Below are 19,087 nucleotides of genomic sequence, written 5' to 3' on the forward strand. Positions count from 1 at the left end.
AAAACCCGTAAGGTTTTCAAGGTCGTGGATCTCGGTCAGCCCGCTTCCCATTTTGCACATAAGGGGTTTACGTGGCAGCACCATCATTAGGATTTAGCGGTCGGCAGATTGAATACCAGGATGAGCCAATTATTAACGGGGTGGCTTTCTGGCCCGACCTCAATCTAGCCGACTTTCAAAAGTCGCGCACTATCCCGCCAGAGCTGCCGGCATCAACAGCCGCCCAGGCGCTTTTAGCCGCGATTGCTGAAATCAATGATGATGCCGCCGACGTTGTGACCTACTGGCAAGGCAAAGGCCACGCCACCGCACTGGATACGCCTGGCGCAAAGATGGCCGATGAAAACCAGCTTACCGCCCAATACAAAAAGGCGGTCTACGCCAGGGCAAAAGCGGATTTGTTAGGCGAGTTTGCCAGCATTGGCCGGCGCGAAACGCACCCAGGACAGGAAAGCAGCGAAACCCGCGCCATTCTGTTGGCTGAGGCGGCGTTTGTGCTCCGAAATATGAAGAAATTTCCGCGTGTTGGGGTGCATTTGATATGAGCCAAATAGAAAGCCTGACCGCATTTTTAACGGAATGCCTGCCAGAACGGTCGATGCAACAGTTTGAAAGTGCCATTGATAGCGCGTCAATTATCAGAGCACCAAAAGCATTGGGATTAGACCAGCGCCGGCTAGGAATATTTCGCTATCACGCGGTATTGAATTGGGGGGCATTCCCTTACCGAATTTGCGCGCCGGCAGAAGTCTACGCGCTGGTACTGGCCTGGCTGGATTCCTATCGTAATGAGATTTATGACGAGTTAGAGCTAGCCGAACCGACTGTTGATATTGAATTTGATGAAGAAACCTCGGCACCACTTGAAATCGTGGTGGAACTGGCCGACAGCATCAATATTCGCCTGGATGTAAACGGAAATATTCCATTGCAGGGCCGGCGTTGGTCACTGGTTAACCCTGAAATCATGATTGCCACTGGTGGCCGGCTGTTTGCCGGGGGGCCTGAGGGCGCGCCACTGAGTGATACACAGTGATTGTCCGGGGAGAGTTGGATAAACGTCAGCTTCAACAGTTGCGGGATGCACTAAAGGCGGCGGAACTGCCCCCGAAAAAGCGGCAACGGTTGTTATGGCGCATTGCCAAGCTAGGGATCATTACAGCGGCGAAACGTCACCAACGTAATCAGACAGACCCGGACGGCAATCCATGGCCGGCGCGCAAGCGCGGTAAAGGCAAGATGTTACGCCAGCTACCGAAATTGCTACATGTACGGGAAATGCCAGAACGGGAAGCCGTGCGGATTTATTTCAAGGGTGGCAAGTATAACAACGGTAATAACCCCGTTTCAGCCGGCTTGATTGCGGGGGTGCATCAAGATGGCGCGTCATTTTCAATGAGTGCCGACCGCGCGCCGCGCCCTGACCAGCGCAATAAACCGGCACTGCCGCGTCAGGCTAAAAAGTTGCGCGCCATGGGTTTTAAGATGCTCAAAAACGGTAAATACGTTAAGGCAACCAGTGCACATATTCTGAACACGATGAGCATGGCGCAGGCTGGGTTAATGATAAAAAAACTCCGGGGGAAACCATCAAAAAGTACCTGGAAAATTGATATCCCCTCTCGCGTGTTCTTGGGGGTAAGCGATACCGAGTTTAACAACATTATGGCGCGCCAACTCCAGGCTATCGGTTTCGGTTGGAACGTGAAAGCGCAGGACATAAAAGGAAAACAATAATGACATGGCCCACAGTTACGATAGACCAGCTTAACCAGCGCCAGGGCAAGATTAACGAGGTAGAGCGTACCGTTTTATTCATCGGTAGCGCTGCCGCTGATTCTGAAATCCCAGGCGACTTGATCGCACTAGATTCACAATCTGATATCACGCTTGTGCTGGCTGATGCTGATACGGCATTACGTGAAAACGTCCGCGCCGCACAGCGCAATGGCGGTCAGAACTGGCAAGCCTATGCGCTGGTATTGGCGGCTGATGCACAGGCTGGCGACGATATGCTGGCAATTCTAAGCGCTCAACAAATGATTTCTGTTGAAGGGGTTATCTGCACCATCCCGATCACTACCGTGGCCGATGGCCGCACCAAAATTAACTTATACGACGCTTTGCGCGCCGAACTGACCAATAAATATGGTCGTTGGGTGTGGTCAATGCTGACTGTTTCCGGGCCGACGACGCTGCCTGTACCTATGTCGTGGTCAGCGTACCAGGCATTTCTTGCTGAACTGGAGACCGGCATTGCTGCTGAGTCCGTGCAACTTGTCCCAGCATTGTGGGGCAATGAAGCTGGCGTGTTGGCGGGCCGATTATGTCACCGCAGCGTGACCGTGGCCGACAGTCCGGCCCGCGTGAAAACCGGTGCATTAATTGGGCTGGGGATTGATACCGCCGAAATGCCCGTTGATAGCAACGGGGTAGAAGTCACCCTGGCGCACTTGCGCGCCATGCATGACCTGCGTTATTCCGTGCCGATGTGGTACCCCGATTACGAGGGCATGTACTGGTCTGACGGCCGCACACTCGACGTGGTCGGCGGTGATTACCAAATTATTGAAAATCTGCGCATTGTTGACAAAGTTGCGCGCCGGGTACGGATTCAGGCAATCAGCAAAATAGCCGACCGTTCGATGAACAGCACACCGGCCAGTATTGCGGCGCACCAGACCTTTTTCGCCCGCACCATGCGCGATATGTCTCACAGCTCGCAGATTAACGGCGTGATGTTCCCTGGCGAAGTGAAATCCCCGCAATCCGGCGATGTGGTGATTACCTGGTCGGATAACGAAACCGTGAGCATTTACTTGGTTGTGCGGCCATATGGCAGCGCTAAAACCATTCAGATTGGGATCATGCTAGACCAATCCATTACCGCCGTTTCGGAGAATTAATCATGACGACTGCACGCATTGGCGGTAACTCAATCGACATTACCCTGGGTACGCAAATTATCCATGTCAAAACCGTTTCAGTGGATATCACCGATAACACCGCCGCCACACAATCTCGCGGTATTCCTGATGGCTATGTATCAGGTGATGTGTCTGCTGAGGGGGAGATGGAAGTTGATACCAAGAACTTTAAAAAACTCAGTGCTGCCGCTAAATCCGCTGGCAGCTACCGCAAAATGCCAACTACCGACATTTTGTTTTATGCCAACACTGGCGATGAGGAGTTAACGGTCGAGGTATTCGGTTGCAAGCTGATTATCACCAGCCCGTTAGGTTTTGACCCAAAAGGCGGCGAGACGGCCACCCATAAATTTAAGTACATCGTGACCAGCCCGGACTTTATCCACATTGACGGTACGCCGATTTTATCCAGCGACGACGTTCGCGACTTGATCGGGTGAGTGATGCATATGCCAAACGGAGAGACATCATTTATTCGCATTGTGCTGATGCTGGGCGGGATTGGCGCTTTTATTTCACTCGCCAAGGTTTTGGTGGGTAACGAGGCGATCACCCTGCGCCTGATTGTGGGCCGAACAATATTAGGTTCAGGCACTTCATTGCTGGCAGGTATGGCGCTGATTCATTTTCCAGATATTCACATTCTGGCGTTGATAGGTGTTGCTGCTGCTCTGGGAATTATCGGTTCCAGTGTGATTGAGCTAACGCTAACCCGATTACTGACTCGCTACTTGGGACGATTAAAAAAAGGAAGTGAATCATGACATTAAGCGAAAAACAGGCGGTATTTACCGTCATGATCGCCCAGTTGATTAATTGGGCTGACGAGCGCGGTTATCGCCTGACCTTTGGCGAAGCCTACCGCACCTCGGAACAATCCGCATTAAACGCCAGGGCAGGTAAAGGCATTCTTAACAGCTTACATACCCAACGGCTGGCGGTGGATTTCAATCTGTTTGTTAACGGCCAGTACCAGGACAAAAGCGAAGCCTATAAGCCCCTGGGGGAATATTGGGAGTCAATCGGCGGGGCCTGGGGCGGGCGCTTTAAGTCAAATCCTGACGGCAATCACTTCAGCTTTGAGCATAACGGGGTGAAGTGATGCGCGAACTGCTGCCGGCGGTACTGCTACTGATTGCGGCTTGGTTGCTGGGCTGGACGATGCACGGCGACCGCCAGGCAAAAATCGAACTGGCCATTAGCCAGGTAGCCGCAGCCAACCGCGTACAGGTTGAAGATATCGCCGGCACCTCAGCGCGCCAGCTTGAGAATAAATTAACGGAGCTAAGGGCTAATGAAGTGCACACCGAGCGACTTATCAGGACTGAGATTATTAAACCGGTATTTAGCACTGTTTGCGCTACTGATGATTACGTCCGGTTGTTCAACGCCAGTGCGGAACGTGCCGAACGTACCTTATCAGGAAAACTTGTTGACCCCTTGCCCGGTAACGTTGCCACGCCTGGCCGGTAATACTGGCACCGATTTTAGCGACACGTTAGGGCAGTACCAAAAGATATACCCGGAATGTGCAGCACGGCATAACCAATTGATAAGCGAAATAAAACAACGAAAGGAATTAGAGAAATGAGCAAAGAAAATAAAGAGTTAATCACCCTGACCGTAAAAGGTATGGATGTGCAATTTGCCCCGACCCTGGTCGCGTATAACAAGTGCCTGAATGAGTCGGCGCGGGATGAAAATATCGTCGGTGCTGTCAGTACCTATCTGAAACGCATTGTTGTACCGGAATCCCGCGACAATCTGGCCGAGCTAATGAAACTCCCCGGACTGGCGGCACAAATCACGAAGAAAGTGAATGAGATTTACGCGCCAGATGCAGAAATCGAAGTAAAGGAATAACCGCGCTCATTCAAGCGATTAAGAATAACCCGCTTGAACAATATATGACGCTCCGACGTCATTACCTTCCCAGCGAAGGTGATGACGTTATGAGCCTGGCGCGCGCGGCCTGGCTGGCGGAATACTTCCACGAAAGCGCCATTAACGGCACCACCGCAGGCATATGCAAAGCCTTTAACGGTGAATAAGGATAATCATGAAAGAACTGTCTTTTCTGTTGAGTCTTAAAAATAATCTGAGCGCACCGCTCGGCAAGGCGCAACAGTCTGTCGAACAGTTCGCCAAACAGTCACAACGGGCCTTTAAACAAATTGCGGTCGGGGCTGTGGGGTTGTGGGGCGTTGCTCAAGGTGTCAAAGGCTTGCTTGCTCCCGCTCATGAGGTTCAGAAAACATTAGATGAGTTGTCTACACGTAATGTCAGTACGCAAGCCTTAGACAAAATGTTTAAGGCGGCGCAGACGTTTAGCACCGCTTACGGCAAGAATGCCGCCGACTTTATCAGTTCGGCAACCATCATCAAAAGTACCATTGCCGGCATCACTGACAATGAATTGCCCCGCTACACCACCGCCATAAACACTCTTGCCATCGCGACCAAAGGCAGCGCAGAGGGGGCCGCTAATTACATGGCTGACATGGCAAATAACTTCCGCACCACGGCCAGCGAGATGGGCAATATCCCATTTGCTGAAATGATGGCGTCTAAAGGCGCGTACATGGTGCAGAATTTTGGCGCAAACCTTGACGAAATCCGCGAAATGGTCAAGTCCAGCAAGGGAACCGGTACCCAAATGGGGGCGGGTATGGATGAACAACTCGCCGTCCTGGGGATGCTCAAACAGACCAAAGGCACCGAGGCCGGCGGTATTTATGACGCTTTTCTGAAAAGCGCTATCGAGGGCGGTAAACAGTTGGGCCTGAGCTTTACTGACGCACAAGGCCAGATGTTGGAGTTCCCCGACATTCTGCAAAAACTTCAGGCGAAATTCGGTAACACCATCGAGGGTAACGTTAAGGCGCAAGCCGCATTAAATAAAACCTTTGGCGAGGGTGCGCAGGCATTGACTGCCACCTGGGGCCAGGCGGATAAGTTGCGTAAACATATGCGCGATATGGGTAACACCCAGGGATTAGACCGGGCGGTAGAAATGGCTAAGAAAATGGCCGACATGTGGGAACGTGTTGATCAGGTCTGGAAGCGTATTCGGATTTCCATCGGTATGCAGCTTATCCCGGCTATTTCCCCGCTGACTGATTATGCGATTAACGCAGGGACTCAGTTCGCCAAATGGCTGGACATGTTCCCCAATATTGCCCGCTGGATTGGCTACATTGCCATGGCAACGCTTGGAATGGCCGCAGCCGGCGCAATCGCTAATGTCGTGATGGGGGTATCGAAATTTATTTGGATGGGGTTGACCGGCATTTGGGCGGTTGCAACATTCACCGTTCGTGGCCTGATGTGGGCGATTAATCTCAAAGCCCGCGCCATTCAGTTAGCAACCTTTGTCACGGTCATTTATAACGGCGCACTAAAATTCTTGCGCACCGCGCTTATTGCTACTCGCATGATGTTGATAAGCAGCACGGTTGCTATGCGCGCCTACGGTATCGCCACCATGTTGGCTGGTGTCGGGATGCAGTTATTAACCAGTCCGATCACCTTGATTATTGCTGGCCTTGTCGCGCTGGCGGCGGGGGTTTGGTATGTAATTTCCCATTGGGATCAGCTTAAAGCCGCACTGTTGGACAGCGCCGCATTCCAGTGGGTTATGCAGATTGCCGGCCAGGTCGGGGAGATGTTCGCCGGTGTATGGGCGTCGATTACCCTGGGCTGGGAAATGGTGGTTGGGTTCTTTGCTGGCCTGTCACCTGTAGAAGCCTTTAACGGTTTTGTTGACGCCATCGCTAATGTGTTCAGTGGCCTGTGGGATTACCTGACGGAGTCTTTCGGCGCGACCTACAACTGGATTGTCAGCAAGCTCAATAAAATCCCCGGCGTGAATATCGACCTTAAGCCTATCGGCCAGAGTGAGAACGGCGCAGCCGCGCCGGCAACCACCCTCCCCACGCCGGCGGGTTTGGTCAGCCCGACGATGAACAAGGGCGGGATAGCCAAAACCCTGACCACCAATAACAGCAACCAGAGCAGTACCGTGCGCACCGGTAATACAATCGGCGAAGTGAATATTTACCCGCCGAACGGGGCCACGCTGGATAGCATCATGGAATCAAGGGAGCTTGCCGCCGGATGAGTGAACAACTGTACATCGACCTGCTAATCACTGACGGTGATTTTACACTCTCATCCGGCAATGAACCGCTGTTGTGCGATAACCGCATCAGCATTGCGCAGGACTGCGTACATCGGATTATTGAGTCCGGCCTGGTTAAGTTGCTGATTGCCGAGCGTAGCCCGGTATTGCGCACCGATATTTTGTTGCAAATGGAACTGTTGACAGAAACCGATACCCGCATTGTGCCGGGTACCGTACTGATTACCGATGATAGCCAGGGACACTATTTTATTACGGCTGATACCTACGATTTCGGCCCACTGTCACTGCGAGACTTATTATGAATAATCGCCCCAATCCTGACTATAAAGCTATTCTTGCCGATCAGGGCATGCCGACGACTGAAAGCCAGGTGCAAGCGGAATTCGCAAAGGTCGCGGCTGATGAAAATTTGGTCACCAACACCTCGAATATGTCGCCGTTCTGGCGGCTTATTAAGGCGATTGTTACTGCGCCGGTGATGTGGCTGATTAACGCCCTGGTGAATACAGTGATGGCAAATATGTTCCTGGCAACTGCCAGCGGGCAATTTGTTGATCTGTTTGCCTGGGCGGTCAATTTGTCCCGCAAAGATGCCAGCCTTACCCAGGGCGTGATCCGCTTTACCAAAGATAGCGTTAGCGCTGAAATTACCGTACCCGCCGGCACTGTGATCCAGACCGAACGCATTAACGGCACCGTTTATAAATTAATGACATTGGCCGATACCGTCATACCTGCCGGGGTAACCGGGGCGTTGATTGCGGTCAATGCTGAATCAGCCGGCAGCGGCCACAACCTGGCACCCGGCTATTTCCGTATTCTGCCGGTCGCGGTCAATGGCATCGCCAGTGCGGTAAACGAGGATAATTGGTTAATCGCGCCGGGGGCTGATAAGGAGCTGGACGACGACTTGCGTGACCGGGTGCGCAATCAGTTTAATTTGCCGGGCCAATATCATATCGATGCGGTTTACCGTGGGTTGATTGCGGGTATTGCCGGCCTGACCACTGACCGAATTTTTTTCCTACACGATGCGCCACGCGGCCCCGGTACCGCTAACGTTTATCTGTTGCTGGATTCCGGCATCGCCAGCCAGCCATTTATCGATACGGTGAATGATTATGTGATGAGCCAGGGCAACCACGGCCACGGCGACGATGTGCTGTGTTTGCCACTGCCAGAAGTGATTTATGACCTGACGGTCACGTTGCATCTTTTTGCTACGAGCAATTTAAATGATGAACAGACCGCCGTTTTGCTGGCAAATATCCGCAATCTGATCGGCTGTGCATTCCGTGAAAATACCGATTACAGCGTACAAAAGACCTGGCCGCACAGCCGATTTTCAATGTCGCGCCTGGGGGAAGAATTACACGATCACTTTGCTGAAATTGAGTCACTGACATTTTCACAACAGGACATAATCAGCGGGTTATCCGTGCCACGATTGGGCGTTTTGACGCTGGAGAATGCTAATGGATAAGCTACCCATTTTTACCTTGCCGGTGTGGATGAATAAAGGCGAGCCGGTGAAATTAATGCGCGCTTGTCTGGCATTCTGGCAACAGGTTTACACCTGGCTGAAATGGCCGCTTAACCAGACTGACCCGCTCACCTGTGTTGTGCCGCTACTCAATGCCCTGGCTTATCAGCGTGATGTAACACAGTTTGCCGGCGAACCGCTGACGTTATTCCGCAAACGGGTAAATTACGCCTTTATTAACGCCAGAGATGCCGGCTCGTTGGCGGGATTTGCCGCCATATTTGAACGATTGGGGATCGGTGCCATTACCCAACATGAGCGCCAGCCTGGCTATGATTGGGACGTTATTATTATTCGGGTAAATGATAATCAACTGGCTGAAAATAATAATTTAATGATGGCACTTATTCGCCAATACGGCCGCACCTGTCGCCGTTATATTTTCCAGGTGATTAATACGAAAACTTTAGCCATCCACGGTGGTGAGTTTGGCGGGGATTATTATTACCACCATGCAAAATTAAATATTGCCCCTGGCATTATGACGGCAAAAGTGATTTCAACACCGGCGCAAATGCAGCACACGCACGAAGTGTATTCAGCAAAATTAAAATAAGGAATTGTTATGGCTACTGCAATTACTCGCGCCTTTGAGCACTGGCAGGCGCAACAGATATTAAATAATTTACCGGCCCGGCCTGATACCGTTATTTTCGCACACATTCCAGGACTGGACAGTAATACCGAAATTGACCGCGACGAGGGTATTCCTGACGCAGCATTAATCGTACACAGCGAAGCTGTGGCGCAATATGGCGTGATTAATGATTCAGCGGTTGCCTATTCCGTGGTGCTGGATACCCGCGTCGGTGATTTTTCCTTTAACTGGATCGGCCTGGTCGATTCGGCCAGCAATACCTTGTGCATGATTGTACATAATGCATTGCAGCAAAAAATCGCCACCGCTGGCGGTGTACAGGGCAACAACATTACCCGCACCTTTGTGATGGAGTTTGACGGAGCCGCCGAGGCCAGCCAGATAACCGTCACCGCGCAAACCTGGCAAATTGATTTCAGCGCGCGGCTGGGTGGGATAGATGAAATCACCCGCCTGGCAAATTATGACTATTACGGCCATGCGGCATTTTTTGCTGATGGTTTTTCTGTCAGTAAAGAAGCGGATAAATACCGGGTTAATCCGGGGTTGGCTTATATCGGTGGTATTCGTGCATTACTGACTGACGCGGTTTTATTAGATGCCGGTGAGAATAATACTATTTACGCTGATGTGAGTTTGCAGGGCAGTGTCTTAGGGCAATTTAACGCCATTATTCATATTGGTGTTAAAAACAATGCCGATGATTTGTCTAATTATCCCGACCCGAACGGCTTTATGCACTATGTTGCGCCACTGGCAATGATTACCGCCAATGAACTGGAAGATAAACGCGAAGCCAATCCTTTTGATAAAGCCATTGCAGATATTAACGCCGCTCTCAAAGAGCATGAGAAATCGCGCAATCACCCAGACGCGACTCTCAATGATAAAGGCTTTACCCAGTTGGGTAACGATATTGACAGCGACAGTGAGAAATTAGCCGCCACCCTGAAAGCGGTGAAAAAAGCGGTCAATGCCGGGGTAACGGCGATGAGTGACCATGTGCGAGCTGATAATCCCCACGACCAATATTTGCTTATAACCGAGTTTATGACAGATATGACGAATATCCCCAACCGGGATGAAGTCAGGGCGCTAATTGATGCTGCATTTCCAATCGGAGTGCCGCTTCCTTACCCGCTTGCCAATATCCCGACAGAGGTTCAAGGAGTGGTGTTTTTTAAAATGAATGGCGGCACATTCAATCCAGTGACATATCCAAAGCTAGCACTTAAATATCCCTCAGGGGTGCTACCCGACATGCGCGGAGATGTTATTCGTGCCTGGGACGACGGTCGCGGAATTGATACCGGGCGTGTGCTGCTGTCTGAACAGCTTGATGCTAATCAAAATATCACTGGTAATTTCTATATGGGTGGCAGTAAACAGGCCGCAGGCGTTGCAGCAACAGGCGCATTTGGGCCGATGGAAGTGTATAACGCACTAGGCAATCAGGCGACCACCGCCGGGAATATTGGCGGTATTACCTTTGATGCTAGCCGTGTTTCACGAACAGCGACAGAAACTCGTATGCGAAACATTGCCTATAACTACATCGTGAGGGCTGCATGATGACGATTGAATTTAATAAAAACGGCTATGCGGTCACGGCTGGTGATGTTTCTATCTTTAACGCCGCGCCAGACAGTGGCGAGTTTATCGCGGCATCGAATGAATTTATTCACGCCGGACAAGGGTTACCCGCTCACGCCTATTTAGATGCCCCCCCCAAGGCAAAAAAAGGTTTTACCATTTGCCGCAGCAAAGATGAACTGCAATGGGAATATAAAGTCGATCATCGGGGTGAGGTGCGCTATAGCACTATTACTGGTGAGAAAATAACGGTTACGGCTTTGGGGGAATATCCTCCTGATACTACTGACAGTGCGCCCAAAAAATTTAATCAATGGGATGGTAGGCAGTGGGTAATCAACGATAATTTGTTGGCCGCCACCGCGCGTATGTATCGCGATAGCTTCATTCATGCAACCGATCCCCTCATGGTGAGTGATTATTCCATTGATGATATGCCACTGACCGAAGCGCAGCGCAGTGAATTAACCATTATCCGCGCAGCATATCGCGCCTGGCCGACCGTCGCCGGCTGGCCGTTGGTTGAAATGCCCGAATTACCGCAATGGCTTTTGATTGAAGCGGTGAATCAGGGTTATCGGGTACCTGCCTGGCCGGAGCTGTCAGATGTGGCGTAAATCATTATTACGTATCCCGCCGAATCTGGCCCCGGTCAATTGCTCGACTGTTACCGCTCACCCCTGGGCGTTTGGCGTCGGTCAGACGGAGAAATCAGGTTCATTTCTCAGTCCGGCCAATGCGGTGAATGCACTCGCCAGCCGGCTGGCCGGCGCAGATAGCAATCAAGATGTGCTGATATTACTTATCACTGCTAAAACCTTGGCCGAGTTTATTACTTTGCTGACCGCTACCGCTGAGGTGTTCCCCATCCCGGCACTGACCCAGGTTCAACGCCGGGCTAAAGCGGCATTGAGTTTAGATGTCAGTAAGATGCAAATCCCCGCGCGCCCTGGTGGTTTGCCCGCCAGTGCGCCGCTATCGGTTGCAACCACGCGGATGGCATCCGGTGCGCAAGCCTTGCAAAAAGCGATCAGCGATACCGCCGCTGGCAGCAGTAGCGAGGCTATCGGTACCGCCCTGGCAGCATTCAAACAACAGCGCGCCGCATTGCTGACCGAGGCAAAAAATAGCCTGGAACAATTACAAGGGGCGAGTGTGCCAATTTGGGCGTTTTCAGTGGAGGGAAACACGCAAACGGCTATCGCTGAGATGAAAAAAAACATTCCCGACAGCCAGGCCATTTTTAGCCTGGCGTTACTGTTTGTGGGCGCGGATTTGGCCCCACTGCGTGCAATGGTGGTAAATCATGGCTGATATTGTGATGCTGGCGTTAGATGGCGAGGCGATTTTATTAAAAAACATTCTGGTTACGCTGACGATGCCCATACAGGACAAAGACCAGAGCGGCCAGGCCAGCAGTACCAACAAATCAGAGCAAGGAACCAAAGGCAAAGAGTTGCGGGTATCCGGGTTAATCCGATATACGGATGCCGCTATGTTGACGCGTATTTATAGCCTGGCCGAAGCCAAGAACGCAGATGGCAGTAAGAAGCGCTATCGTGTCGCGCACTCCCTGGCCCAGGCGGTGAAGTTCCGGGAAGCCACCTTTACCAGTGGCGTGGATGCCGCCGAACAAACAAATGCTATGGCGTGGCTGGTTAATTTTACCCTGACTGAATTTTCCAGTGTGGCCGAACGTAAGGCCCAACAAGCCAGCAAAGGCGGGAAAAATGCCACTATCCAGACCGCAGGCGGTACCGCGACCGCGTCAGAGGGCGAGACAGCGGAAAGCCGCTCATGGTTTGAAAGTGTGCTGCAAAAAATTGATAACACCATAGGCCCGGCAGGGGGTAGCGCATGAAATCCGTTGTCACGTTGCGTATTGGCGATGATGTTATCCCCGCCAATAACTTAAATCTGTCGCTCTCACTTAATGGGTGCGGCCTGGGGTTTGTTACTGCGCTAACTGACCAGGATTGTAACGGTAAATTGGTGCGGCTGGATTTAGGCTATAACGCCTCAATTTATCGTTGGTTAACCGGATTTGTTGAGCGTAGCGCGCCAGCTGAAAATGGCGCGCAGCGGTTAATGGTGCGGGAGCTGGTCGGCGTGTTCGAACGTTCTTGGCCGTGTTCATTGCAACACCCGACTTTGCGCGATGTTACCGACGCGGTCGGTAAATCCACCAACATGCGTTTTGTATTACCGGAAAACGTCGCTTATACCGATACGCCAATCCCCCATTTCCAGCACAATGGCAGTGGTAACCAACTGGTGCTTAATTTGGGGCGCGCGTTCAGCATTCCTGATTATGTCTGGTATCAGCTACCTGATGGCACGGTCTATGTCGGCAGTTATGCTGATTCCCGCTTTGCACAAACGCCGGTTGATATTCCGCAGGAATTCGCCCAGGGCGGCGGCGGCGGGAATAGCCTGACATTACCACTTATCCCGGCAATCCGTCCGGGAGTGATTGTTAATGGCCGGCGCATCACTAGGGTTGATGTGAGCGACGACACCATGACATTGAACTGGACGCAGTTAAACAGCCAGGGCCAGCCGGCGCAGAAATCCCCGGAACAGCGCCAGATTGAAAAACTTTATCCAGAATTGGGGGCGGGCTTACATTTGCCACGCCGTGCGCGGGTAATGAGTCCGACCGATGCCGCCGAGCTGGGCGACCCGTCCGACCCCTTCCGGCCTCGCTATGCGGTTAATGTTCAATTGCTGGACGAGAACGGCAACGCCGCAGCCGGCGCGCAGGAATATAACGCGGTACCGCTTCCCATTCCGATGGCTGGCAGTGAGGGCGGTATGTTCCAGTTCCCGCCAGAGGGAACGCTGGTCGAAATTGGTTTTGCTGATGGCCGGCCAGATAAGCCAATGATCCGGCAAATACTGTCTGAGGGGCTATCACTGCCAGCAGTCAAGCCGGGCGAGCAGTTGCAACAGCAGCGCGCCGGCGTCAGTCAGCGCGTGACGGTTGACGGCAGTTGGCAGCGTGATACCGACCAGGCGATAGAAGAAACCAGCAGCCGGCGCAGCGTGACCAGTGACGAGGAAAGCCGCACCACGACGACCCGCAACACCACGGTAAAAGCCAACGATAGCACCACGGTACTGGGAACTAAAACCCTGATGGCCGGCCAGGTGGTGCAACTTGCAGAGGGTGATTATTCGATAGGCACATCGGCCAACATGGTGACCAAAGTTGGCAAAGACAGAACTGACGATGTTGGCCAGAACCAAAATACCAAGGTTGGCCAGAATCTAACGACTGACGTTGCCGGCGCGCTCACAGAGAAAATCACGGGTATTCGCCGCAGTGTTGCCGCAGCTCAGGAACTTATCGCGCCATCGGTGCGCCTGGGTACAGATGAAATCAATGTGCTGACATTGTTAACCGATACGCTGGATGTGATCCAGACCCTCGCCACGCAGACCGCCAACCATACCCATACCAACACCGGCGGGCCACTGAATGCCGGCGATTTCACCGCCACAGCCAACCGCACTCAAGCCCTTACTACCAAGTACGGCCCCTTCATTGCCTAGCCACCATCGAGCACAGACCTAACCGTCTGTGCTTCAGTGATTAACTAACGCACTGTAGCGCCCCTCAATCAATTCAAGCCCCAAAACACGTAACCGCATACCCAACAATCCGATCTCACCACCTGCGCGCGTGGGCGAATCCCTAGCCCACATACGGAAGCACTCGCGGGACGAAATCGGCGCTACACCGCACCCGCCTGCACGATTTGGATCTTAAAAATTTTGCAAAAGTTTTGAGGGGCAAACAAACCCGCCAGACCGCGTCGCCGCTGGGCTGTTGCTATTCGAATGGTTTTGCACTGGTCGCCAACATTTGCAACAGTTTGCAAAATGTCGCGGCTATCAGCTTGCTACCCTTTTGGTTAACATCATGTTTTAAAAGGATCTCTTTTGGATTACGTGACGATCAAATAAAAGTGGCGAGGTTATTTTCATGTGAGTTGAAAGAGAGCCAAAGCCATGCGCCGCAAGGCTTGCGGGAGGGTTTACGGTGAAAAAGTTTTTGCAATTACGTGCGATAAAAGATCTCGCATGGATCGTTAGGAGTGAGGAGTAAACAACTAACTGGCACACCAAGGAAAACAGCCGCATGTCGATTCCGTGATGATTTCGTCGCGGCTGGTTAGTTTTACTTTAGTGCTCATGTATTTCAGTTAACAATGCTGAAATTGCTTTATCATTCGATGAGAATGACAAATGCCTCAAATCAGGAACTGAAAAAACAGATTCTTCATTATTTGGCCTAATGAATGGTAATTTAATACCTTCTGCTTCCATTTCATCCAATGACTCAAATATTTCTTTCACATGGTATTTGAAATCATTCGTATTTATATAATGCTTACCGATCATTTCTCCTTTTTCGACGAATATGGTTGGAATGGATCTACCAATTTGTTCTAGCCCTTTTTTATTAAAACCACCTATGCAACCATTTAGAAGAATTGATGTGGTCGGCCAAGCATCTATGATTTTCCAGTAAGCTTCACATCTTATCGCTTGGTCACGTACAATACCAATCCCGCTAGCTAGCACCTCAATTAAAGGTTTTACCCCAAGTGTTTCACCTTTCCAATAGCGCTCCATCCATGATGGGTTCTGTCTAGGATCACTACCTAAATATGCGGTGATCCATTCGGAGTCCACTTCGGTATAATTATTCCCTAAAAAATCCACCTCTGTTATATATTTTTTTCGGCCAGGAATTCCCCATCTTTCAACTGCAATTTCAGCCATTTCTCTCGACTCAAAAAAATAAACACCTTGAAGCCTTGAAACTTTCTCTGGATACATCTTCATTCTAGTTAGTTCAAGTTTAAATTCGTTTGTAATCTTTACATTATTATTTGTCTCAACGAATCCTTTAACTAAGTTATAAAACCAAACAGAAACACCGAACTCCTGTTTGTCACAAATTGACTGAATCCTTCCTATGGCAACTTCCCATGCAACCATTGGGTTATCAATATTCAAATAAGCGTACAACTTACGATTTTCTGTAGCCATTCTACGATTTGACCTCATCTATAGTTTTACAACGTGGAGAATACGAGTGAGAACCCAAGAAGCGTTTCTCATAGCTAAACTATATGGATAATAAAATTCCTAGCAAGTGTAAAAAAGCCCACAATATGTGAGCTTTAGGTCGAATGTGGTCGCGTTGTGGACAGCGTTAATAAAAATCCTTTTCTATCAACATAATATTCTATTGACCTTCCCCTTGCTGGAAGGTTTAACCTCCATAATTAGTGAAAATGACGTTGTCAGTCAAGCGGAATAAAAGCTGTACAACCCAGAGCTACGGATTAGTTGATTATTGCGCAGGCTGCAATATGCGACCAGAAATACCGACTAAACTTATGCCGACGAAATTAACGGATAAGTTGCTACTCGATAAGGAGTTAATTATGTTGCAAACCACAGTGCTGGCCTTAAACGGGCTCTCCTGTATGAGTTGTGCCAAACGCGTGAAAACGGCGTTAGAGAGCCGCGAAGATGTTCATCATGCAGAAGTGAATGTTCACTATGCCAAAGTGACCGGTGAAGCCGAGACAAAGGTGTTGATTGATACCGTCCAGCAAGCGGGTTATCAAGCGCAAGTTGCTCAAACACCTGATGTTGAGTTGCAGCTCTCTGGTTTGAGTTGTGGTCATTGCACCGAAACCACACGCAAAGCACTGGAAGCGGTTCCCGGTGTGATTGCCGCAGATGTCACCCTCGATAGCGCCAAAGTCTACGGTAAGGTTGAGGCACAAACGCTGATTGATGCGGTGGAACAGGCGGGCTATCACGCCACACTGCTTGGGGCGCAATCCCCAAAAACTGAGCCGCTGACTCACTCAGCCCCATCTCAGCCGGAATATCAGGCAGCGGCCTCTTCACCTATTCCGGCAGTTACAACTATTGCGGCAACCACCGCTACTCCAGCCGCAAGCAGCACTCCGGCCACAAATGATGCGAACCAAACAGAGATAACCCCAGCCACCCCGGTGACAGATAGCGATAGCGTGCAGTTATTGCTTAGCGGGATGAGCTGCGCCAGCTGTGTATCCAAAGTACAACACGCGCTGGAAAATGTTGATGGGGTCGAGGTGGCGCGGGTCAATCTGGCCGAGCGCAGCGCATTGGTGACCGGAACCCCGAGTCATGACGCCTTAATTGCTGCGGTCAAGAGCGCCGGTTATGACGCCGAGATCATTGAGGATGAAGCGGAGCGACGTGAGCGCCAGCAGCAAATGTCGCACGCCAGTATGAAGCGCTTCCAGTGGCAAGCAGCACTTGGCCTGCTATTGGGTATCCCATTGATGGGATGGGGGTTATTTGGCGGCAGCATGACACTGACCCCAGAAACCCAAACGCCATGGCTGATTGTCGGGGTCATTACCTTGCTGGTGATGATATTGGCTGGTGGCCATTTTTATCGTAATGCCTGGGTTAGCCTGAAAAACGGCAGCGCCACTATGGATACCTTGGTGGCGTTAGGAACAGGCGCGGCGTGGCTCTACTCCATCACGGTCAATATCTGGCCAGATGTTTTCCCGATGGAGGCTCGCCACCTCTATTACGAAGCCAGTGCCATGATCATCGGCTTGATTAACCTCGGCCATGCCATGGAACAGCGGGCCAGACAGCGCTCATCCAATGCGCTGGAACGACTATTAGATCTGACACCACCGACGGCGCGGGTAGTGACGGATGAGGGTGAGAGAGTGATCCCACTCGCGGATGTCCAGCTGGGTATGACCTTACGCCTGACCACCGGTGACCGCGTGCCCGTTGATGGCGAGATAGTGCAGGGGGAAGTGTGGATGGATGAAGCCATGCTGACCGGTGAACCTATCCCACAACAAAAATCAGCCGGTGATGTGGTACACGCCGGGACTCAAGTACAGGATGGTTCGGTACTGTTCCGCGCCAATGCCATCGGCAGCCAAACCACCCTGGCGCGCATCATCAAACTGGTTCGTCAGGCGCAAAGCAGCAAACCGGAAATCGGTAAGTTGGCGGATAGGATCTCGGCGGTATTTGTGCCGACCGTGGTCGCGATTGCTCTGTTTGCGGGGCTGATCTGGTACTTCTTCGGCCCGCAGCCGCAGTTGGTCTACACCTTGGTGGTCGCCACTACCGTGTTGATTATCGCCTGCCCTTGCGCACTGGGGCTGGCAACTCCGATGTCGATTATCTCTGGCGTCGGTCGCGCTGCCGAATTTGGTGTTCTGGTGCGTGATGCTGATGCATTACAGCAGGCCAGCAACCTCGATACCTTGGTGTTTGATAAAACCGGCACCCTGACGGAGGGGCATCCGCAAGTGGTGGCTATCCACACCTTCAACGGCGTGAGCGAACAGCAAGCGCTGGCGTGGGCAGCAGCACTGGAGACCGGCTCTAATCACCCGCTGGCCCGGGCTATTTTGCAGCGTGCAGAAGGAGTGACACTGGCGACGGTTAACCAGTTCCGCACCTTGCGCGGTTTGGGGGTCAGTGGTGAGGTTGACGGCGTTCCGCTGTTACTGGGGAACAACCGCCTGCTGGAAGAGCAGCACATTGATACCCATGAGTTGCAATCACTGATGCAGCAACAAGCTGAAAGTGGTGCGACACCCGTCATCCTGACCGCTAATGGCAAACCGGCGGCACTGCTCTCTATTCGCGATCCACTGCGCAGTGACAGTGTCAGCGCCCTACAACGACTGCATAAACTGGGATACAACCTGGTGATGTTAACCGGCGACAACCCAATTACCGCTAATGCTATCGCCAGAGAAACCGGCATTGATCAGGTCATCGCCGGCGTCCTCCCCGATGGTAAAGCGCTAGCTATCAAACAGTTGCAAGCGGCGGGGCATAAAGTGGCCATGATAGGTGACGGCATCAATGATGCACCCGCACTGGCGCAAGCCGATGTTGGCATTGCCATGGGGGGCGGCAGTGATATTGCGATTGAAACCGCCGCTATCACCCTGATGCGCCACAGTCTGCATGGGGTTGCAGATGCCGTGGAGCTTTCCAAAGCCACATTGCGCAATATGAAACAAAACCTACTGGGGGCATTTTTCTACAATGCGCTGGGGATCCCGATTGCAGCGGGCATCCTGTTCCCGTTCACCGGAACCTTGCTCAGCCCAGTGGTAGCAGGCGCGGCGATGGCATTGTCCTCCATCACCGTGGTCAGCAACGCCAACCGTTTACTGCGCTATAAGCCCAAACAGTAACCTTGCCCGATAAGC

Annotated in this window: 21 protein-coding genes; 20 read left to right on the top strand and 1 reads right to left on the bottom strand. The window is 51.7% G+C overall.

What is annotated here, in order from left to right:
• Positions 1-71 precede the first annotated feature (71 nt).
• The 19 genes from AACW11_RS10665 to AACW11_RS10755 all read left to right on the top strand — a co-directional run bounded on the left by AACW11_RS10665 (position 72) and on the right by AACW11_RS10755 (position 14,360).
• Positions 72-545, top strand: a complete 474-nt coding sequence (locus AACW11_RS10665; RefSeq protein ID WP_212584263.1) for a head completion/stabilization protein — start codon at positions 72-74, stop codon at positions 543-545.
• Positions 542-1,036, top strand: coding sequence for a phage tail protein (locus AACW11_RS10670; protein ID WP_212584264.1), 495 nt, complete (start codon positions 542-544; stop codon positions 1,034-1,036). The genes AACW11_RS10665 and AACW11_RS10670 overlap by 4 nt, the downstream gene beginning before the upstream one ends.
• Positions 1,033-1,737 carry a phage virion morphogenesis protein gene (locus tag AACW11_RS10675; RefSeq protein ID WP_212584265.1) on the top strand — a complete coding sequence of 235 codons (705 nt, stop codon included), beginning with the start codon at positions 1,033-1,035 and terminating at the stop codon, positions 1,735-1,737. The genes AACW11_RS10670 and AACW11_RS10675 overlap by 4 nt, the downstream gene beginning before the upstream one ends.
• Positions 1,737-2,906, top strand: coding sequence for a DUF2586 domain-containing protein (locus tag AACW11_RS10680; RefSeq protein ID WP_212584266.1), 1,170 nt, complete (start codon positions 1,737-1,739; stop codon positions 2,904-2,906). The genes AACW11_RS10675 and AACW11_RS10680 overlap by 1 nt, the downstream gene beginning before the upstream one ends.
• A gap of 2 nt (positions 2,907-2,908) precedes the next feature.
• On the top strand, positions 2,909-3,367 hold the full coding sequence (locus AACW11_RS10685) for a phage protein (RefSeq protein WP_025376679.1): 459 nt from the start codon (positions 2,909-2,911) through the stop codon (positions 3,365-3,367).
• Positions 3,368-3,376: 9 nt separating this feature from the next.
• Positions 3,377-3,691, top strand: coding sequence for a holin (locus AACW11_RS10690; protein ID WP_339379057.1), 315 nt, complete (start codon positions 3,377-3,379; stop codon positions 3,689-3,691).
• A complete protein-coding gene (locus AACW11_RS10695; protein ID WP_212584268.1) occupies positions 3,688-4,029 on the top strand; it encodes a M15 family metallopeptidase in 342 nt (113 codons plus the stop codon). Before AACW11_RS10690 ends, AACW11_RS10695 begins: the two co-directional genes overlap by 4 nt.
• On the top strand, positions 4,029-4,400 hold the full coding sequence (locus tag AACW11_RS10700; RefSeq protein WP_212584269.1) for a hypothetical protein: 372 nt from the start codon (positions 4,029-4,031) through the stop codon (positions 4,398-4,400). Before AACW11_RS10695 ends, AACW11_RS10700 begins: the two co-directional genes overlap by 1 nt.
• Before the next feature lie 114 nt (positions 4,401-4,514).
• Positions 4,515-4,790: a putative phage tail assembly chaperone gene (locus AACW11_RS10705; protein WP_088130346.1), complete on the top strand. Its 276-nt coding sequence runs from the start codon at positions 4,515-4,517 to the stop codon at positions 4,788-4,790.
• Between the two features lie 44 nt (positions 4,791-4,834).
• Positions 4,835-4,978, top strand: coding sequence for a DUF6890 family protein (locus AACW11_RS10710; protein WP_167335165.1), 144 nt, complete (start codon positions 4,835-4,837; stop codon positions 4,976-4,978).
• Between the two features lie 8 nt (positions 4,979-4,986).
• The gene (locus AACW11_RS10715) at positions 4,987-7,047 is read left to right on the top strand and encodes a phage tail tape measure protein (protein ID WP_212584270.1); all 2,061 of its coding nucleotides are present in this window, start codon (positions 4,987-4,989) and stop codon (positions 7,045-7,047) included.
• Positions 7,044-7,373, top strand: a complete 330-nt coding sequence (locus tag AACW11_RS10720; RefSeq protein ID WP_025376673.1) for a DUF2590 family protein — start codon at positions 7,044-7,046, stop codon at positions 7,371-7,373. The genes AACW11_RS10715 and AACW11_RS10720 overlap by 4 nt, the downstream gene beginning before the upstream one ends.
• Positions 7,370-8,554, top strand: a complete 1,185-nt coding sequence (locus tag AACW11_RS10725; RefSeq protein WP_212584271.1) for a baseplate J/gp47 family protein — start codon at positions 7,370-7,372, stop codon at positions 8,552-8,554. Before AACW11_RS10720 ends, AACW11_RS10725 begins: the two co-directional genes overlap by 4 nt.
• Positions 8,547-9,170 (top strand): phage tail protein, encoded by a 624-nt coding sequence (locus tag AACW11_RS10730; RefSeq protein ID WP_212584272.1) that lies wholly within the window; start codon positions 8,547-8,549, stop codon positions 9,168-9,170. Before AACW11_RS10725 ends, AACW11_RS10730 begins: the two co-directional genes overlap by 8 nt.
• Before the next feature lie 9 nt (positions 9,171-9,179).
• Positions 9,180-10,784: a phage tail-collar fiber domain-containing protein gene (locus tag AACW11_RS10735; RefSeq protein ID WP_212584273.1), complete on the top strand. Its 1,605-nt coding sequence runs from the start codon at positions 9,180-9,182 to the stop codon at positions 10,782-10,784.
• The gene (locus AACW11_RS10740) at positions 10,784-11,422 is read left to right on the top strand and encodes a phage tail protein (protein ID WP_212584401.1); all 639 of its coding nucleotides are present in this window, start codon (positions 10,784-10,786) and stop codon (positions 11,420-11,422) included. Before AACW11_RS10735 ends, AACW11_RS10740 begins: the two co-directional genes overlap by 1 nt.
• Positions 11,412-12,119, top strand: coding sequence for a hypothetical protein (locus tag AACW11_RS10745; RefSeq protein WP_212584274.1), 708 nt, complete (start codon positions 11,412-11,414; stop codon positions 12,117-12,119). Before AACW11_RS10740 ends, AACW11_RS10745 begins: the two co-directional genes overlap by 11 nt.
• Positions 12,112-12,666 (top strand): baseplate complex protein, encoded by a 555-nt coding sequence (locus tag AACW11_RS10750; protein WP_050132632.1) that lies wholly within the window; start codon positions 12,112-12,114, stop codon positions 12,664-12,666. The genes AACW11_RS10745 and AACW11_RS10750 overlap by 8 nt, the downstream gene beginning before the upstream one ends.
• A complete protein-coding gene (locus tag AACW11_RS10755) occupies positions 12,663-14,360 on the top strand; it encodes a hypothetical protein (RefSeq protein WP_212584275.1) in 1,698 nt (565 codons plus the stop codon). Before AACW11_RS10750 ends, AACW11_RS10755 begins: the two co-directional genes overlap by 4 nt.
• A 633-nt stretch (positions 14,361-14,993) precedes the next feature.
• Here AACW11_RS10755 and AACW11_RS10760 read toward each other — a convergent pair.
• Complete coding sequence (locus AACW11_RS10760; protein ID WP_212584276.1) at positions 14,994-15,866, bottom strand: hypothetical protein; 873 nt, start codon at positions 15,864-15,866, stop codon at positions 14,994-14,996.
• 401 nt (positions 15,867-16,267) lie between these two features.
• On the opposite strand from AACW11_RS10760, the gene copA reads away from it, so the two are divergent.
• Entirely contained in the window at positions 16,268-19,072 is a 2,805-nt protein-coding gene (gene copA / locus AACW11_RS10765) for a copper-exporting P-type ATPase CopA (RefSeq protein WP_212584277.1), read from the top strand.
• Positions 19,073-19,087: the final 15 nt, after the last annotated feature.

It is taken from the genome of Yersinia sp. Marseille-Q3913 (assembly GCF_963892745.1).
GTDB classification, from domain to species: Bacteria; Pseudomonadota; Gammaproteobacteria; order Enterobacterales; family Enterobacteriaceae; genus Yersinia; species Yersinia bercovieri.

Excerpts from the sequence above, each read along its gene's own strand:
- AACW11_RS10710 (WP_167335165.1), top strand. The coding sequence starts at position 4,835 with ATGACGCTCCGACGTCATTACCTTCCCAGCGAAGGTGATGACGTTATG.
- copA (WP_212584277.1), top strand. The coding sequence starts at position 16,268 with ATGTTGCAAACCACAGTGCTGGCCTTAAACGGGCTCTCCTGTATGAGT.
- AACW11_RS10700 (WP_212584269.1), top strand. The coding sequence starts at position 4,029 with ATGCGCGAACTGCTGCCGGCGGTACTGCTACTGATTGCGGCTTGGTTG.
- AACW11_RS10685 (WP_025376679.1), top strand. The coding sequence starts at position 2,909 with ATGACGACTGCACGCATTGGCGGTAACTCAATCGACATTACCCTGGGT.
- AACW11_RS10730 (WP_212584272.1), top strand. The coding sequence starts at position 8,547 with ATGGATAAGCTACCCATTTTTACCTTGCCGGTGTGGATGAATAAAGGC.
- AACW11_RS10690 (WP_339379057.1), top strand. The coding sequence starts at position 3,377 with ATGCCAAACGGAGAGACATCATTTATTCGCATTGTGCTGATGCTGGGC.
- AACW11_RS10680 (WP_212584266.1), top strand. The coding sequence starts at position 1,737 with ATGACATGGCCCACAGTTACGATAGACCAGCTTAACCAGCGCCAGGGC.
- AACW11_RS10695 (WP_212584268.1), top strand. The coding sequence starts at position 3,688 with ATGACATTAAGCGAAAAACAGGCGGTATTTACCGTCATGATCGCCCAG.
- AACW11_RS10735 (WP_212584273.1), top strand. The coding sequence starts at position 9,180 with ATGGCTACTGCAATTACTCGCGCCTTTGAGCACTGGCAGGCGCAACAG.
- AACW11_RS10670 (WP_212584264.1), top strand. The coding sequence starts at position 542 with ATGAGCCAAATAGAAAGCCTGACCGCATTTTTAACGGAATGCCTGCCA.
- AACW11_RS10715 (WP_212584270.1), top strand. The coding sequence starts at position 4,987 with ATGAAAGAACTGTCTTTTCTGTTGAGTCTTAAAAATAATCTGAGCGCA.
- AACW11_RS10725 (WP_212584271.1), top strand. The coding sequence starts at position 7,370 with ATGAATAATCGCCCCAATCCTGACTATAAAGCTATTCTTGCCGATCAG.
- AACW11_RS10750 (WP_050132632.1), top strand. The coding sequence starts at position 12,112 with ATGGCTGATATTGTGATGCTGGCGTTAGATGGCGAGGCGATTTTATTA.
- AACW11_RS10760 (WP_212584276.1), bottom strand. The coding sequence starts at position 15,866 with ATGGCTACAGAAAATCGTAAGTTGTACGCTTATTTGAATATTGATAAC.
- AACW11_RS10740 (WP_212584401.1), top strand. The coding sequence starts at position 10,784 with ATGACGATTGAATTTAATAAAAACGGCTATGCGGTCACGGCTGGTGAT.
- AACW11_RS10705 (WP_088130346.1), top strand. The coding sequence starts at position 4,515 with ATGAGCAAAGAAAATAAAGAGTTAATCACCCTGACCGTAAAAGGTATG.
- AACW11_RS10720 (WP_025376673.1), top strand. The coding sequence starts at position 7,044 with ATGAGTGAACAACTGTACATCGACCTGCTAATCACTGACGGTGATTTT.
- AACW11_RS10745 (WP_212584274.1), top strand. The coding sequence starts at position 11,412 with ATGTGGCGTAAATCATTATTACGTATCCCGCCGAATCTGGCCCCGGTC.
- AACW11_RS10755 (WP_212584275.1), top strand. The coding sequence starts at position 12,663 with ATGAAATCCGTTGTCACGTTGCGTATTGGCGATGATGTTATCCCCGCC.